Genomic DNA, 15,653 nt, shown 5'->3' with positions numbered 1-15,653 from the left:
CGGTCGTCGCCTTTCGGCTGCAGGGGTGCAACCTGCCAGGTGGCAGGGTTGCAGGCTACAGGGTTGCCAGCTGCTTGCGCCCGATGGTCTTGGCGAACGCGAGGGTGATGACGAACGTGCACACGATCGCGATGACCGCCGAGACGAGGAACTGCAGCATGCAGTCGGGCCTGATGCAGATGACGCCGATGATACCGCATGGGCCCTGCGAGACGGAGAGCACCTGCACCATGGTGGCGTAGGCCGCGCCGATGCTGCCGCCTCCCTTTGTTGAAAAGAACCGGTTAAGTTATCGGTTACGTAACCGAGTACGGTTTATCACACGGATGAGGGGTCAGACAATGAATCGCCCGCAGCGGGCCCCCTCTTGTCGGTGTATGGTAGGAAATCGCGGGTGAGCGTATCGGCCGAGGCGGTTGCCGTGCGGACGCGCCTGCACCCGCCGCACCGCTTGTGCTAGGCTGAGCGCTATGTGCAAGAGAGGGGGGACCGATGGGCAAGAAGAGCGTCACGTTTGCCGATATCGCGCGCTACACCCATTTCTCGAAGACGACGATATCGCGCTACTTCAATGACCCCGATTCTCTGACGGTGGAGAACCAGGAGAAGATCGCCGCGGCGCTTGAGGAGCTCGGCTACAAGGAGAACAAGGTCGCCCGCATCCTCGCGAGCGGCAAGACCGAGTTCGTAGGCGTCATCGTGCCGAACCTCTACCTGCACTTCTACTCGCAGATGCTCGACGAGATCCTAGCGACCTACGAGACGTGCGGCTACAAGTTCCTCGTGTTCGCCGGCGACGACAACCGCGACGTGGAGCGCCGTTACATCGAGGAGCTGCTCGCCTACCAGATCGAGGGCATGATCGTCCTCAGCAACACGGTGCCCTCCGAGGAGCTCGCCTCCTTCCAGGTGCCGGTCGTCACCATCGAGCGAGAGGACCGCTTCTGCAGCAGCGTGAATACCGACAACCGCGCGGGCGGCGTCCTGGCGGCAGGCCTTCTGGACGAATGCGGCTGCGAGGTGCTCATCCATATCAACTCCGACGTGCCCGAGTCGGTGCCCGCGCACGGGCGCATCAGCGGCTTTGTGGACGCGTGCCGCGAACGCGGGGTGGCCTGCGAGCTCATGCTGCGCGATTTCGGCCACGGCTACGAGGAGGCGGACCGGACGATGCGCCAGGTGTTCGAAGAGCTGGAGGAGCGCTTCCCGGGCAGGCGCAAGGGCGTGTTCGTGTCGAATGACACCTACGCGAACATGCTCGTGAACCAGATCGTGCGGACACATGGGGACCTGCCCGACGAGTACCGCATCGTGGGCTTCGACGATTCACCGGTCTCGCGCGAGTCCGTCATCCCCATCAGCACGGTGCGCCAGCAGGTTTCCCGCATCGCCCAGGAGGCCATGGGGCTGCTCATGGCACAGATGGAGGAGCGCAAGAAGCGCCGGCCGCGGCCGCTCGGCGAGCCGGTCCATAAGGCCGTGGAGCCGGTGCTGGTCCGTCGCGAGACGGCTCGCTAGCGAGCGCGGCGCGCGGGCGCTGCCGGGTGGGACTTGTCTCGCCCGGGCTCAGCCGCACGCTGTGATGCGGCCCGATACGGCGCCGTGCATGCTATGATGTGCCCGCCCATCGCGGGAGGGGGTCGGTTGCCGCCACGCCCGCGATAGCGCCCGGTGCCGCAGCGCGATCGCTGCTACCGGGGAGGCGTGTTTCCAGGCGCGTGGATCTGTCCGCGCGCGTCTGGGAGGTAATCGCGTGAGTAGCGCCGCATCCGCTGGCATGCCCCGTTCCAACAAGTGGGTCATCCTGTTCACCATCGTGGCCATGACGTTCATGTCCACACTCGACAGCAGCATCGTCAACATCGCCCTTCCCGTCATGCAGGAGGAGCTCGGCGCCATCCCGCTTGGCATGGCGGCGGTGGGCCCCGCCGCCGGCGCCCTGTCCGACCGCATCGGCAGCGCCCTGCCGTGTTTCACGGGCCTGGTGATTTACGCGGTGGGCATCGCCTTCACGGGAAGCCTGCCCGCGACCGCCCCGCTTGCCGTCATCGTCGTCGGCATGCTCGTGATGGCGGTCGGCACGGGACTGTTCCAGTCGCCGAACAACTCGCTCGTCATGGGGTCGGTTGCGCCCGAGCACCTGGGGTTCGCGGGCAGCGTCATCTCGCTCGTGCGATATCTGGGCATGTCGGTCGGCGTTTCCGGCGGCAGCGCGCTTCTGTACGGCCGCATGTCCGAGGGGGCGGGTTACGTGGTGGACGCCTTCATCGAGGGGCGCCCCGACCTGTTCTGCTCCGGGTTCTCCTTCACGTTCGCGGTCATCGCGGCGCTCGTCGCCGCAGGAAATGTGTAGAAGAGACCGGCTGCGCGCATGCTCGCGCCGTCGGGGCGAGCCGCCGCTCGGCCGGCGGTTTTCGCGTGGACGTCTCGTGTGTCGGGGCGCTTGCGGCTACAATGGCTCAGGTCAAACGCATATGAGGGGCCGCCGTCGAGCACCGCGGCCGCAGAACAGGGGAGCCCATGCCAAGTATCGCCGATGAGATCTCGTCGCGCCGCACCTTCGCCATCATATCGCACCCGGACGCGGGCAAGACCACGCTGACCGAGAAGCTGTTGCTGTACACCGGCACGATCCAGTCGGCCGGCTCGGTCAAGGGGAAGAGCAGCGCCAAGCACGCGGTGTCCGACTGGATGGACATCGAGAAGCAGCGCGGCATCTCGGTCACCTCGTCGGTGCTGCAGTTCACCTACGGCGGCTGCTGCGTGAACATCCTCGACACCCCGGGCCACCAGGACTTTTCCGAGGACACCTACCGCACGCTCATGGCGGCGGACTCCGCGGTCATGGTTATCGACGGTGCCAAGGGCGTCGAGGCGCAGACCGTGAAGCTCTTCCGCGTCTGCGCCCTGCGCGGCATCCCCATCTTCACGTTCGTGAACAAGCTCGACCGCGAGACGCGCGACCCGTTCGAGCTCATGGAGGAGATCGAGAACGTGCTGGGCATCGGCACGTGCCCGATGAACTGGCCGATCGGAAACGGCAAGAACTTCCGCGGCGTGTTCGACCGCGCGAGCCGTCACGTGCTGGCCTTCGAGGGCGACGGGCGCGCCAACGCGTCCAAGAAGGTCAACGAGATCGAGGCGGAGCTCGGCGACCCCGCGCTCGACGAGCTCATCGGCGCCGAGAACCACCGCAACCTCATGGACGACATCGAGCTGCTCGACGGCGCCGCCGACGAGTTCGATTTCGACGCCGTGCGCGCCGGCAAGCTCTCGCCGGTGTTCTTCGGGTCGGCCCTCACGAACTTCGGCGTGGAGCCGTTTTTGAAGGACTTCCTGCGCCTGGCGCCCGCGCCGTCCGCCCACACCGACGCGCTCACCGGCGAGCCGGTGGAGCCGGAGACCTCGGCGTTCTCGGGCTTCGTGTTCAAGATCCAGGCCAACATGGACAAGAACCACCGCGACCGCATCGCCTTCGTGCGCATCTGCTCGGGCAAGTTCGAGCGCGGCATGGACGCGTGGCATATGCAGGGCAACCGCAAGATCAAGCTGGCCACGGGCACGGCGATGATGGCCGATGACCGCGCGACGGTGGACGAGGCGTACGCCGGCGACATCGTGGGCCTGTTCGACCCGGGCATGTTCTCCATCGGCGACACCGTCTGCAGCACCTCGTGCCGCGTGCAGTACGCGGGAATCCCCACGTTCGCGCCTGAGCACTTCGCGCGCGTGTCGCAGGTCGACACGCTCAAGCGCAAGCAGTTCGTGAAGGGTATGGAAGAGCTCGCCCAAGAGGGCGCCATCCAGATCTTCCGCGAGCTCGGCGCCGGCATGGAGAGCGTGATCGTGGGCGTGGTCGGCGAGCTGCAGTTCGAGGTCCTCGAGCAGCGCCTGAAGAGCGAGTACCATGTCGAGGTGCGCCGCCAGCCCCTCGGCTACACCGACATCCGCTGGATCGCCAACGAGCCCGGCCAGGTCGACATCAAGAGCCTGAACCTTACGCGCGACACGCTGCGCGTCGAGGACATGCGCGGCGGCAAGCTGCTGCTGTTTACGAGCCCGTGGAACGTCGATTGGGCCTTTGAGCACAACCCCGACCTCGAGCTTTCGGAGTTCGGCAACGTGACGTTCTAGGAGGGCGCCGACCGGGCCATCTTGGCGGGTGGCCCGGCATGCAAATCGGGGACGTACCTGCTGCGTGCATTTTTGCACGCAGCAGGTACGTCCCCGATTTGCACGATGCAGGGCTCGCGGCGCATCGCATCCGCTCCCATGTGCAGCGCCTGCGTGGATATGGGGGAGGGCCTGTGCCCCGCCGTGCGTTGCGCTAGGATAGCAACGTTGGTCATCCGCCGTACCCGATACGGCAGCAAGAAGAAAGCTTTCATCCCATGCGAACCGATGATTTCGATTACAACCTGCCCGAAGAGCTGATCGCCCAGGCCCCGGCCGAGCCGCGTGACAGCTGCCGCCTGCTTGTGCTCGACCGCTGCGGACAGGTGCGGGAAGGCGACGGGCGCATCGCCCTGTCCCACGGCGGGACCGTGGAGCACAGGGTCTTCCGCGACATCATCGACTATATCGAGCCCGGCGACGTGCTCGTCATCAACAAGACGCGCGTCATGCCGGCGCGCCTGGTCGGACGCAAGGCCAAGACGGGCGGCGTGGCCGAGACGCTGCTGCTGCGCCGTCGCGAGGACATCGATGCGCTCGGCCATGTGTGGGAGTGCCTCGTCAACCCCGGCAAGCGCCTGAAGCCGGGGGCGGTGATCGAGTACCGCGCGGGCGGCCTGCACGCGCCCGAGACGGCGCCGGTCGTGCTCACGGGCGAGGTCGTCGACTTCGTGCCCGAGAGCCGCGGCGGCCGCCTGGTCCGGTTCGCCCCGCAGGGCGAGAACGCACAGGGGGCGTCCCGCACGCTCGACGAGGCGATCCATGCCGCGGGCCATGTGCCGCTGCCGCCCTACATCACCGACTACCAGGGCGATCCCGAGAAGTACCAGACCGTGTACGCCATGAAGGAGGAGCATTCCGCGGCGGCGCCTACGGCCGGCCTGCACTTCACCCCTGAGCTCATGGAGCGCATCGAGGCGAAGGGCGCTAGGTTCGTGGCCGTGGAGCTCGAGGTCGGTATCGACACGTTCCGCCTGGTGGAGGAGGACGACCCCACGCAGCACGTCATGCATACCGAGCGCTACCACGTGCCGACCGAGGTCGTCGAGGCGGTGCACGAGGCCAAGGCGTCGGGGCATCGCGTCATCGCGGTGGGCACGACGGCGGTGCGCTCGCTCGAGAGCGCGTTCGATGCCGAGGCGCCGGCATCTGAGCCGCCCGTGGTCGCCCGCTATTTCGAGGGTCGCGAGGACGGTGCGGACACGCTGGGCCGCGGCGACATCACGGTGCGCGCGGACGCCACGACGAACCTCTACCTCATGCCGGGGTCGACCTACCATGTCGTCGACGCGCTGATCACGAACTTCCACGTGCCGCGCTCGACGCTCATGATGCTCGTGTCGGCGCTCGCCACGCGCGACCAGATCATGGATGCCTACGCCGAGGCCATCAAGGAGCGCTACCGCTTCTTCAGCTTCGGCGACGCGATGCTGATCGAATAACATGAAGACGGGCCGCCTCAAGTGCGGCCCGTTTTCCTTAAGAATGGGTCATGTGGGGACGGGTTCGTTCCAACCCATCGGCTGCCCCGCGCGCTACGAGGCGAGCAGTGCTGCCTTCTCGGGATGCTTGGCGAACCACTGCGCGGCGTACGAGCAGCTCGCGTAGGCGCGTCGGCCCGTCTCCTCGAGCTCTTGGGCCACGTTGGCGAGAAGCTGTCCCGCGATGCCCTGGCCTCGCAGCGATTCGTCCACATACGTGTGGTTGATATCGACGGTATTCGCGTCGCGTGCGGGGAACGTGACCTCGGCCAGCGTGTTGCCCTGCGCGTCGACGTAGCGGACGGCGTTGGTGTGGATCTCAAACTGATTGGTATCCATGAAGATGCCCTTTCATGTCCGTAGTGCCTGCCTGCACATGGTTGTACCCGAGGCACGCGCCGGTCCGCGTGGTGTCGAACAAGCGGTAACCAATCGGAAACAGGGCGGTTGCCCAGCGGTCGAACGCCGCAGGTATGCGGTTGCGGGGAAGAGAATTATTAACATTTCGATTTCGTGCGTCAAGGGGACTTTCCGCGACGGTTGGGGCAGGGGATAATCGCCCCTATATGTGTTGCCGATGATGTGAAAAAGGAGTGCCGACCATGTCAATGAAGTTCAAGCGTCTGCTGCCTATCCCCAAGGAGATTCGCGAGGAGATGCCGCTTTCTGCGGACATGGCGGGCAAGAAGGCGGACTTCGATGCGCAGGTCGCAGACGTTCTCACCGGCCGCGATCCGCGCCGCCTGCTGATCATCGGCCCGTGCTCGGCCGATCGCGAGGATTCGGTGCTCGAATACGTGACGCGTCTCGCCAAGCTCGCCGACCGCGTGCGCGACCGCTTCGTGATCATCCCGCGCGTCTACACCAACAAGCCGCGCACGAAGGGTACAGGCTACAAGGGGCTCCTCCACAACCCCGATCCCGAGGGGGCGCCCAATCTGCTCGAGGGCGTCAAGGCCATTCGCCGCATGCATCTGCGCGTGGTCGAGGAGACGGGCATGTTCACGGCCGACGAGATGCTCTACCCCTCGAACTACCAGTACCTGATCGACCTGCTCGGATACATCGCGGTCGGCGCGCGCTCGGTCGAGAACCAGGAGCATCGTCTCGTCGCTTCCGGCGTCCCCATGCCCGTGGGCATGAAGAACCCGACGGGCGGATCGACCGACGTCATGCTCAACTCCATCTACGCGGCCCAGCAGCCGCAGACCTTCCTGTTCCGCAACTGGGAGGTCGAGACGACGGGCAACCCGCTCGCCCACGCCGTGCTGCGCGGCTACATCGGTGAGGACGGGCTCAACTATCCCAACTACCACTACGAGTACCTGGAGCGCCTGGCTGCCAAGTACACGGAGGACAACTTCGCCCATCCCGCGGCGATCATCGACTGCAACCACGACAACTCCGGCAAGCGCCCGCTCGAGCAGATTCGCATCATGAAGGAGGTGCTCGACTCCGCTCGCCGCGCGCCGGCGATCGGCCGGCTCGTGCGCGGCTTCATGGTCGAGAGCTACCTGGAAGACGGCAACCAGCCCATCGACGGCGGCGTGTTCGGCAAATCCATTACCGATGCGTGCCTGGGCTGGGAGAAGACCGAGCGCCTCGTGCTCGAGATCGCCGAGCGCTCGTAGAGCGCGCCCGCACTGCCGAGGCGTCGCGACGCACGCGGCGTGAGGCCACGGCGACCTTTGATGAAAACGGGGACGCGCCCGCGCGGCCGAGGCGGCTGCGCGGGCGTTTTCGTGCGACAATGGTTGCAGGTTGACGCCTTGGGGAACACCGAGCGATTCATTTCGCGCCGCGCCTTCGTCCGCATCCGCCGTGCCGCGGGGCCGACCGGCGCGAACGCACGTGACCGGTGCCTCCTTGGGGCATGCTGCGTGAACGGAGGCTTCGATGGCCTGCTTTGCCTACGGGGAGACCGAGCTTGCGTATCTGCGGTCGCGCGACGTGCGGCTGGCCGAGGCGATCGACGCCATCGGTCCCGTCGAGCGCGAGGTCGATGACGACCTGTTCTCGTCGGTCGTGCACCAGATCGTCGGGCAGCAGATCTCGACGAAGGCACTGGCGACCATCTGGGGTCGTATGCGGGAGCGGCTGGGTGCCGTGGACGCCGCGCATGTGCTCGACGCCGGCCGCGACGGGCTCCAGGCTCTGGGGATCTCGTTTCGCAAGGCCGATTACCTGCTCGATTTCGCCGAACGGGTGCAGGAGGGCTCGTTCGACCTCGATGCGGTCGCGGCGCTGCCCGATGAGCAGGCGATATCGGCGCTCGTGTCGCTCAAGGGGGTCGGCCGCTGGACGGCAGAGATGATCCTGCTGTTTTGCCTGCAGCGGCCCGACGTGCTCTCCTTTGACGATCTAGCCATCCAGCGCGGCATGAGGATGCTCTACCATCATCGGCGCATCACCCCGCAGCTGTTCGCGAAGTATCGGCGCCGCTACAGCCCGTATGGCAGCGTGGCGAGCCTGTATCTGTGGGCCATCGCGGGCGGCGCCATACCGGGCATGCGCGACTGGGCACCCAAATCACGAAAGGGGTAGCGATGTCCATGCAGAAGCGGACCTACGACTCGCCGCTGGGCCCTTTGCTGCTCGCGGCGGACGAGCTGGGGCTTGCCGGCGTGTGGTTCGAGGGGCAGAAGCATCTTGGCGAATTCGGGTCGACGCGCCGTCGTTTGGGCGAGGACGGCGGGGGCGATCTGGCTGCCTCCCGTGAGGCGTGTCGTGCGCTCGACGGCGCGTGCTTTTGGCTCGATCGGTATTTCGCCAAAGAGGTGCCGGACGAGGTGCCGCGGCTCCATCTGATGGGATCGGATTTCCAGCTCCGCGTCTGGGGTCTGCTTGCCGAGATCCCGTACGGGCAGACGACGACGTACGGGCAGCTCGCGCAGGAGCTCGAACGGCGCTTCGGCATGCGGACCTCGGCGCGTGCCGTTGGCGGCGCGGTCGGACGCAACCCGGTTTCGATCATCGTGCCCTGCCATCGCGTGGTGGGCGCTGACGGCTCGATCACGGGATACGCGGGAGGGCTCGACCGCAAGCGGGCGCTGCTCGAGCTTGAAGGAGTGCGCGCGGCGCCGTAGGCGACGTTGCTGCATATTCCCGTGCCGAAACTGCATAAAAATCCGCTTCGGGCAAAACCCACAGGGAGAGTAGGCTGAGTTTGGTGCGATTTTTGAGGCCCATTTCCCCACCATCGCTACACCCCTCAGCATTTCCGCAGGAAACAACTGGGCAAATGCCGAGGGGTGCGGCGCATGTGGGCGAAGGGCACCTAAAAATCGCACCAAACTCGATATACACGTTTTTTGGGGTGCTCGGGGACGGGTTCATTTCAGCCCGTCCCGCTTGGCGGTTGATTGGGGACGGGTTCATTTCAACCCATCCCGCTTGGCGAGATGCGACGGCCACCGTGATGAGGAAGGCGCTGCCCAGCCTGCCGCCGCCTTCGGTTGTGGCGTACAATGGGCGCGCCGTCTTGACTGAGAAATGGAGTTGGAATGCTTACTATCGGGTGCCATCTGTCCACGACGAAGGGCTTCGAGGCCATGGGTGCGACCGCGCTGTCCATCGGCGCAAACACCTTCGCGTTCTTCACGCGCAATCCGCGAGGGGGATCGGTCAAGGAGCTCGATCTGGACGATGTCGCCGCCCTGCAGCGCATCCTCGACGAGCACGCGTTCGGGCCCCTCGTGGCGCATGCCCCCTACACGTACAATCCCTGCTCTGCAAAGGAGCGGGCGCGCGAGTTCGCGCTCGAGGCGATGGCCGAGGATCTGCAGCGCATGGAGGCGCTTCCGGGCAACTACTACAACTTCCATCCCGGCTCGCACGTGGGGCAGGGCGCCGAGGTTGGTATCGATTTGATCGTCGAGACCCTCTGCCAGGTCATGTTCGAGAACATGCGCACCACGGTGCTGCTGGAGACGATGGCGGGCAAGGGCACCGAGGTCGGACGCACGTTTGAGGAGATTGCGGTCATCATCGAGGGCGTCGAGGAGCGCTCGCCGCGCCTTGCGGAGCATCTGGGGGTGTGCCTGGATACCTGTCATGTGAGCGACGGCGGGTACGACATCATCCACGATCTCGACGGCGTGATTGCGGACTTCGACCGCATCATCGGCCTTCCGCGCCTGCGCGCCGTGCACATCAACGACTCGAAGAACCCGTGCGGGGCGCATAAGGACCGCCACGCCAAGATCGGGGAGGGGTACCTGGGCGCAGCCGAGCTCGGAGGAGGGGACGACGTGTTCGCGCGCATCGTCTCGCATCCCGCCCTGCGCGACCTGCCGTTCATTCTGGAGACGCCCAACGAGCTTCCCGGATACGCCGAGGAGATCGAGCGGCTTCGGGCTCTTCAGCAGTAAGCGGATTCGGAAGGCCCCCGATGGCGGACGGATGCCTTCCTATGGAAGCAGGCCGAGGTCGTCCTTGACGTTCAAGATGCGCATCACGCTCTCATCGATGCGCGCTTCGGTCAGCACGCCGCCTCCGATCGCCTCGAGCGCGCCGTTGTAGGCGAGCGTGAGATCCGCCGGCATGAGCAGCATGTCGCCTCCGGCAGCGAAGAACTGCACGGCGGCCTCGTCGGGCGTGAAGCGCTGCGTGATGGCGCCCATGGAAAACGAATCCGAGATGATGATGCCGTCGAAGCCGAGCTCGCCGCGCAGCACGTCGCCCATCATGATGGGGGAGAGCGAGGCGGGCAGCCCGTCGGCGGCAAAGTTGGGCGTCTCGATGTGCCCGACCATCACCATGGGCACGCCCGCCTCGATGGCCGCTCGGTACGGTTCGAACTCGCAGGCCTCGATCTCGTCTCTGCTGCGCTCGGTATAGACCGCCCCGGTATGGGAGTCCCCCATGGTGTCGCCGTGCCCTGGGAAGTGCTTCACGCAGGGCGCGACGCCCACGGCGAGCATCGCCTCGACCTGCGCTGCGACCATCTGCGCGACGAGCTGGGGATCGCTGCCGAACGAACGCGGGCCGATGACGGGGTTGTCGGGGTTGGTGAGCACGTCCGCATCGGGGGCGAAGTCGAGGTTGAACCCGATGCCGGCGAGATATCCGCCGATCGTGGATCCGACCTCGGCCGCGCGCGACGCGTCGCCGGTCGCCCCGATCTCGCTCATGTTGGGGAAGGTCGGGACATCGAACAGGCCGGAGTTGGCGACGCGCGCGACGAGCGGGCCGCCCTCCTCATCGACGGACAGGAAGGCGCCCACGCCGGCGCCCGATGCACGGCTCAGTCGGTCGGCGCCGGCGAGCATGTCGCGCAGCTGCCGGTCGCCCACGATGTTGTGGGAGAAATAGACGAGCCCGCCGACGGGGATGCGCGCGAGCGCGTCGGCGGTCATGGGGCCCGAGACCGTGGCGACCGAGGCGCCGGTGAGCTGCTCGGGAGTCACGCAGAACAGCTGGGCGACCTTCTGCTCGAGCGTCATGGCGGCAAGCGTCTGCTCGGGGCGCGTCGGTGTGGATGAGGGCCCCGGCTGCACGGGGCCGTCCGTCACCTCCGCTATATCCGGTGAGATGTTCGGGGAGCTGCCATCGCTCGGATCGCCCTGCTGCGGTGCGGCCGAGCTCCCGCCGCAACCGCCCAATCCTGCGCTGAGCGCCATCAAGGCGCCGGCGGCGAGGACGGCGCGGCGGGTGACGGTTCGATGCAAGGATGCCATGGCAGCTCTTTCCTCAAAAACGCATGTGCACAGTTCGGGAGCCTTCGGGAACCACCGGCCGATTCATTCCGCGGGCGCGCGGAGGGCGGTTGGTCGGTGGTTCCCTGGGGCGCATAAGCGTCGCACGGTCGGGGCGGCAGGACAAGTGCCTCAACGGATATCGATAGCGCAGCTCAGCAAAAAGGGCGGCGGGCACAGGCCCGGCCGCCCTGTTCCGACGGGCATCGCGATTGCGATAACCGACAGCGGTATCCCTACAGCGCGCTCCGATAGATGGCGCGTGCGTCGTCGAGCGTCAGCTTCTTGAAGGAGCCGAACAGCTCGCCGCGGTTGATGGAGAGGCCGGGCATGAGCTTTTCGATGTCGTCTTCGGTCATGCCGAATTCCGACAGGGTGCGCGGCATGCCGAGGGAGACGAAGAAGTCCTGCAGCTCGTCGATGGTCGCCTCGACGGCGTCCTCGATGGCGCGCTCGGGCGTGATCTCCTCGTCGACATCGGAGAGGTCGTCGACTGCGGGATCGACCGGCTCGATGCCGAACACCTGCTCTCCGAACGCGAGGAAGCGCTCGGGATGCTCGCGCCAGACATAGCGCATCCAGGCGGGGAAGATGACCGCGAGGCCGGCGCCGTGCGTGATCTTGGGATCGAATGCCGACAGCTCGTGCTCGAGGCCGTGGCAGGTCCAGTCGCCGTCGCGACCGCCCGGAACGCCCAGGCCGAGGCCCGCCAGGCCGTTGTGCGCGAGGGTGCCCACCCACATGATGTTCGCGCGCGCGTCGTAATCCTTCGGATCCTCCATGACGCGCGGCGCGGCGTCCATGACGGCGCGGATCATGCCGCAGGCGATGTTGTCGGTGACGTCCACCGCGGGCTGGCCGGAGAAGAAGCGCTCCATGATGTGGGCGATCATGTCCGTGACGCCCGCTGCCGTCTGGTACGGGGGCAGGGTGAAGGTGAGCTCGGGGTCCATGATGGCGAGCACGGGGCGGTTGAGGTCGGTGTTGAGGCCGCACTTGAGATGCTCTTCGTCGTTGCTGATGACGCAGGAGTTGGACGCCTCGGATCCCGATGCGGGAATGGTGACCACGCACGCAAGCGGCAGATGGTCGGTCGGCGTGGCGCGCTTGCGCCAGAAATCCCACGCATTGCCGTCGTAGACGGCTCCGAGCGCGATGGCCTTCGCGGCGTCCATGGCCGATCCGCCGCCAACGGGCACGACGATGTCCGCCTCGAACTCACGCGCCAGCGCGATGCCCTCGCGCACCGAGGTGATCTCGGGATTGGGCCTCACCCCGCCGAGCTCGGCGTGGGCGACGCCGGCGGCATCCAGCGATGCCTTGACGCGGTCGAGCGTTCCGGTGCGGACCACGGAACCCTGGCCGAAGACGAGCAGGGCGCGCTTGAAGCCGAGCTTGGCGATCTCGTCGCCTGCGCGGTCGGTCACGCCGCGGCCGAAGACGAAGCGCGTGGGGGAGTAGAACCTAAAATCGTTCACAGTCGTTCCTTTCGAGGACGTGTAATGCCTGATGCCGTGATGTCTATATCAGTAGCCGAGATCCTCGCCGATGAGGACGACCTTGATGCGCCCATCGTGGCGGGAATGGCGGGTGATGACCGCCTCGCAGCACATGCAGCGCTCGGCATGGCACCTGCCGCAGATGCCGTTGGTCTCGCACGGGGTCGCGGTGTGCAGGCGCGACGCGTTGAGCGGGCAGGTCGTCGTGCGGATGCGCTTGATGCCGGAGTCGACGTCGGCCACGAGCTTGTTCATGCCGACCAGCACGACGACGTGCGCCGGTCCGTGGACGAGCAGCGCCAGGCGGTCGCCGTTGCCGTCGATGTTGACGAGCTCGCCGCCGATGGTCAGCGCGTTCGTGCTCATGAAGAACCAGTCGGCGCTCGAGCGGTCGCGCCACATCTCGCGCTTCTCCTCGGGCGTGGTGGCTGTCGTGCGGTCGAGCAGGCGCCAATCGCCCGCCTCGAGCGCGGCCTTCATGCCCGATTCGGTGAAGGTGACGCTGCCGCCCCAGGTGATGGAGTCGCCTGCGGGGATCATGCCGCACACCAGCTCGACGGCTTCGGCCGCGGTGTCGCAGTAGTAGCCTTCCATGTTGCGGCGTTTGAGATTCTTGATGACGGTTTGCGCCGTGGCGCGATGGGCTGCGCGCTTGGTATCGTCCATAGTTCCCCTCTCTGTTCTGCATTCGGTTCAGATGCCGGGCCGCGTCTGACGGGCCGCGGCGATTCGTCTGAACCGTCATGTCCAATTGTACCCTTGGCGGAACGCAAAAAGCCCTGCCGCGAGTCGCGTCGGCAGGGCTTGAGGAGGGGTGGCACATGGTGCGCCGAGGCGGGTGATCGGCGTCTTTGCGGATATGCTACGCGAGCGCCGCTCCGAGCTCTGCGCAGGAGGCGAGGCCCTCGTCATCGGGCTCGTTGTTCACGATGAGCGTGTCGACCACGTTGGCGCCGGCGTCCTCGGCGTCTTCGCGCCAGGTGTCCATCCACTCGCCCGTGCCCCAGTCGTAGCTGCCGAACAGGGCGATCCTCTTGTCGCCGAGCTCGGGCTTGACGTCGTCCCACATGGGCTGGAACTCGCCCTCTTCGAGCTCTTCGGAGCCCATGGCCGGACAGCCGAAAGCGAGGGCGTCGTAGCCGGAGACGTTGGTTGCGCTGAAATCTGCCGCCTGGACGGTCTCGACCTCGGCTCCCTTGGATGCTGCACCCTCGGCAACCGCGTTGGCCATGGCCTCGGTGTTGCCGGTGCCGCTCCAGAAAATGACTGCGATCTTACTCATGGATGTATCCTTTCTATCGGGTCCGGTAAGCTCCGGACGGTTACCTGGTTGCGACGGCGAGCTGCGCGAGGCTGCTGCCGTTTTGGTGGGCGCGCATGCTGGCTGCGGCGCACCGCTTGAAGCGCTCGAATGTCGCGAGCGCGCGTTCGAGGTCGGTGTAGACCTTCCACATGCCCACGGCGAGGTAATCGCGTCCCCGATGCTGGATGAAGCCGACAACGTCCTCGTAGGGGTATCCCAGAAACAGGCCCATCTCGTGGGGGAAATCCTTGCTGCATCCGGATGATGTGCATGGGCAGGGGGTTTCGCGCGCTGCCTGCCTGCTGCCGGGGTCCATGGCCTGCAGCTTGCCGGCGAGCACCCCGATGCAGCGATCGAGCGAAGACGTGTCGTATCCCAGGGCTCCGAGAAGGCGGGATGCGCGTCGATCGGACAGGTAGGCCGCCAGCTCGGCAGGACGGTACACGTAGACGAGCGCGCCGCAGGTTCGCCATGCGAGCACGCGCACCGTGATGCCGGCGCTCGCCAGCTGTTGTTCGCATGCTGTTATCGCTTCCGCCAGGGCGTGGCGATGCTTTTGGCTGTCGGGAGCGTCGACGAAGTTGCCGGGGAAGGTGAAAAGGCTTGCCGGCTTGAGCGCGGCGAGCGTAGGCGAGCAATGACGCACGATGGCTCGTTCGAGGGATAGAGAATCGATGGTCCTGGTCATGGCTGCTCCCGTCTACCCTGCGGCTGATGAAAGTTTCCAATAGCAAACTTATAGCGAAGGAGCTCGCAGGTCAAGAAAAAAGTCAACTTTATCGAACTTATGACGAAAACGCGCTATAGTGGCTGTGACGGCCTATCTATTGCGCATGCATGCGCGTCCTGCGCGGAAAAGGGGAGCTATGGGAGACATCTTCACGCCGGGCAACATCATCGTGTTCATCGTCGTCGCGATCGGCCTTGTCGCGGGCGTTCGACGCGCGGTCGGCGGCCTCACCAGGGGGCAGAGCTGCTGCACGGAGGGCAACGAGGGCCGCGCGGTGCGGGCGGTCAAGGTCACGGATACCGACGAGACGCATTACCCGTATGAGATCGATCTGCCCATCGGAGGCATGAGCTGCCAGGGTTGCGCCGACAACGTGGCCCATGCGCTGAACGGGATCGCCGGCACCTGGGCCACGGTGGATCTCGGCTCCAAGACCGCGCACGTGCGGTCGAAACACCCGATCGACGAGGCCGCGTACGAGGCGGCTGTGCGCGACGCAGGCTACTACGTGATCAAACTGTAATGGGTCATCTGACAGGTGTCGCGCATCCGTTCCCGGAACCGACGCGCCCGCTCCCGTCGCGACGGATGGCGGCCGGTGGCCGTGCTAGGATGGGGGCGTGGTCCGGGGCGGATATGTCATCCGGGCGGTACGAGGAACCTGCGAGAGACGAGGTTGATCATGGAGGAGAAGCTCAATAAGAATCAGGGGGGGTCGGCGGCGGCTTCGCAGAGATCCCCGATGAGGCCCTTTTAGACGCGTCCGGGGGA

At 66.0% G+C, this 15,653-nt stretch carries 16 protein-coding genes; 9 read left to right on the top strand and 7 right to left on the bottom strand.

All coding sequences use genetic code 11. The annotated features are described in order from the left end of the window. Positions 1–55: 55 nt before the first annotated feature. Positions 56–232 (bottom strand): hypothetical protein, encoded by a 177-nt coding sequence (locus BN3789_RS12805; RefSeq protein WP_154018725.1) that lies wholly within the window; start codon positions 230–232, stop codon positions 56–58. Positions 233–492: 260 nt separating this feature from the next. On the opposite strand from BN3789_RS12805, the gene BN3789_RS09765 reads away from it, so the two are divergent. From BN3789_RS09765 to queA, 4 genes are all read left to right on the top strand, one after another. Continuing rightward, on the top strand, positions 493–1,518 hold the full coding sequence (locus tag BN3789_RS09765; RefSeq protein ID WP_066833685.1) for a LacI family DNA-binding transcriptional regulator: 1,026 nt from the start codon (positions 493–495) through the stop codon (positions 1,516–1,518). A 235-nt stretch (positions 1,519–1,753) separates the two neighbouring features. Next, positions 1,754–2,353, top strand: coding sequence for an MFS transporter (locus BN3789_RS09760; RefSeq protein ID WP_147569677.1), 600 nt, complete (start codon positions 1,754–1,756; stop codon positions 2,351–2,353). Between the two features lie 167 nt (positions 2,354–2,520). Continuing rightward, positions 2,521–4,134 carry a peptide chain release factor 3 gene (locus BN3789_RS09755; RefSeq protein ID WP_066833678.1) on the top strand — a complete coding sequence of 538 codons (1,614 nt, stop codon included), beginning with the start codon at positions 2,521–2,523 and terminating at the stop codon, positions 4,132–4,134. Positions 4,135–4,391: 257 nt separating this feature from the next. Further along, entirely contained in the window at positions 4,392–5,615 is a 1,224-nt protein-coding gene (queA, locus tag BN3789_RS09750; protein WP_066833675.1) for a tRNA preQ1(34) S-adenosylmethionine ribosyltransferase-isomerase QueA, read from the top strand. 93 nt (positions 5,616–5,708) lie between these two features. Here queA and BN3789_RS09745 read toward each other — a convergent pair whose 3' ends face one another. Continuing rightward, a complete protein-coding gene (locus BN3789_RS09745; protein WP_066833673.1) occupies positions 5,709–5,993 on the bottom strand; it encodes a GNAT family N-acetyltransferase in 285 nt (94 codons plus the stop codon). A 263-nt stretch (positions 5,994–6,256) separates the two neighbouring features. On the opposite strand from BN3789_RS09745, the gene BN3789_RS09740 reads away from it, so the two are divergent. From BN3789_RS09740 to BN3789_RS09725, 4 genes are all read left to right on the top strand, one after another. Next, the gene (locus BN3789_RS09740) at positions 6,257–7,285 is read left to right on the top strand and encodes a 3-deoxy-7-phosphoheptulonate synthase (protein ID WP_066833670.1); all 1,029 of its coding nucleotides are present in this window, start codon (positions 6,257–6,259) and stop codon (positions 7,283–7,285) included. A 265-nt stretch (positions 7,286–7,550) separates the two neighbouring features. Next, a complete protein-coding gene (locus BN3789_RS09735; protein WP_066833667.1) occupies positions 7,551–8,198 on the top strand; it encodes a DNA-3-methyladenine glycosylase family protein in 648 nt (215 codons plus the stop codon). 2 nt (positions 8,199–8,200) lie between these two features. Beyond that, a complete protein-coding gene (locus tag BN3789_RS09730) occupies positions 8,201–8,740 on the top strand; it encodes a methylated-DNA--[protein]-cysteine S-methyltransferase (protein ID WP_202615119.1) in 540 nt (179 codons plus the stop codon). Between the two features lie 417 nt (positions 8,741–9,157). Further along, positions 9,158–10,024, top strand: a complete 867-nt coding sequence (locus BN3789_RS09725) for a deoxyribonuclease IV (protein WP_066833665.1) — start codon at positions 9,158–9,160, stop codon at positions 10,022–10,024. 39 nt (positions 10,025–10,063) lie between these two features. On the opposite strand, the gene BN3789_RS09720 is transcribed toward BN3789_RS09725, so the two are convergent. From BN3789_RS09720 to BN3789_RS09700, 5 genes are all read right to left on the bottom strand, one after another. Then, positions 10,064–11,332 (bottom strand): glycoside hydrolase family 3 protein, encoded by a 1,269-nt coding sequence (locus tag BN3789_RS09720; RefSeq protein ID WP_229254323.1) that lies wholly within the window; start codon positions 11,330–11,332, stop codon positions 10,064–10,066. A gap of 254 nt (positions 11,333–11,586) precedes the next feature. After that, positions 11,587–12,828, bottom strand: a complete 1,242-nt coding sequence (locus tag BN3789_RS09715; protein WP_066833663.1) for an iron-containing alcohol dehydrogenase — start codon at positions 12,826–12,828, stop codon at positions 11,587–11,589. Between the two features lie 48 nt (positions 12,829–12,876). Beyond that, entirely contained in the window at positions 12,877–13,515 is a 639-nt protein-coding gene (locus BN3789_RS09710; protein WP_066833661.1) for a lactate utilization protein, read from the bottom strand. Positions 13,516–13,711: 196 nt separating this feature from the next. Next, entirely contained in the window at positions 13,712–14,131 is a 420-nt protein-coding gene (locus tag BN3789_RS09705) for a flavodoxin (RefSeq protein ID WP_066833659.1), read from the bottom strand. Between the two features lie 40 nt (positions 14,132–14,171). Then, on the bottom strand, positions 14,172–14,840 hold the full coding sequence (locus BN3789_RS09700) for a DUF3793 family protein (RefSeq protein ID WP_066833657.1): 669 nt from the start codon (positions 14,838–14,840) through the stop codon (positions 14,172–14,174). Positions 14,841–15,018: 178 nt separating this feature from the next. Here BN3789_RS09700 and BN3789_RS09695 point away from each other — a divergent pair, with 178 nt between their 5' ends. Then, on the top strand, positions 15,019–15,405 hold the full coding sequence (locus BN3789_RS09695; protein ID WP_066833654.1) for a heavy-metal-associated domain-containing protein: 387 nt from the start codon (positions 15,019–15,021) through the stop codon (positions 15,403–15,405). Positions 15,406–15,653: the final 248 nt, after the last annotated feature.

This window comes from Collinsella ihumii (assembly GCF_900046475.1).
Lineage (GTDB): Bacteria > Actinomycetota > Coriobacteriia > Coriobacteriales > Coriobacteriaceae > Collinsella > Collinsella ihumii.
This window is presented reverse-complemented; position numbering and strand designations above follow the sequence as displayed.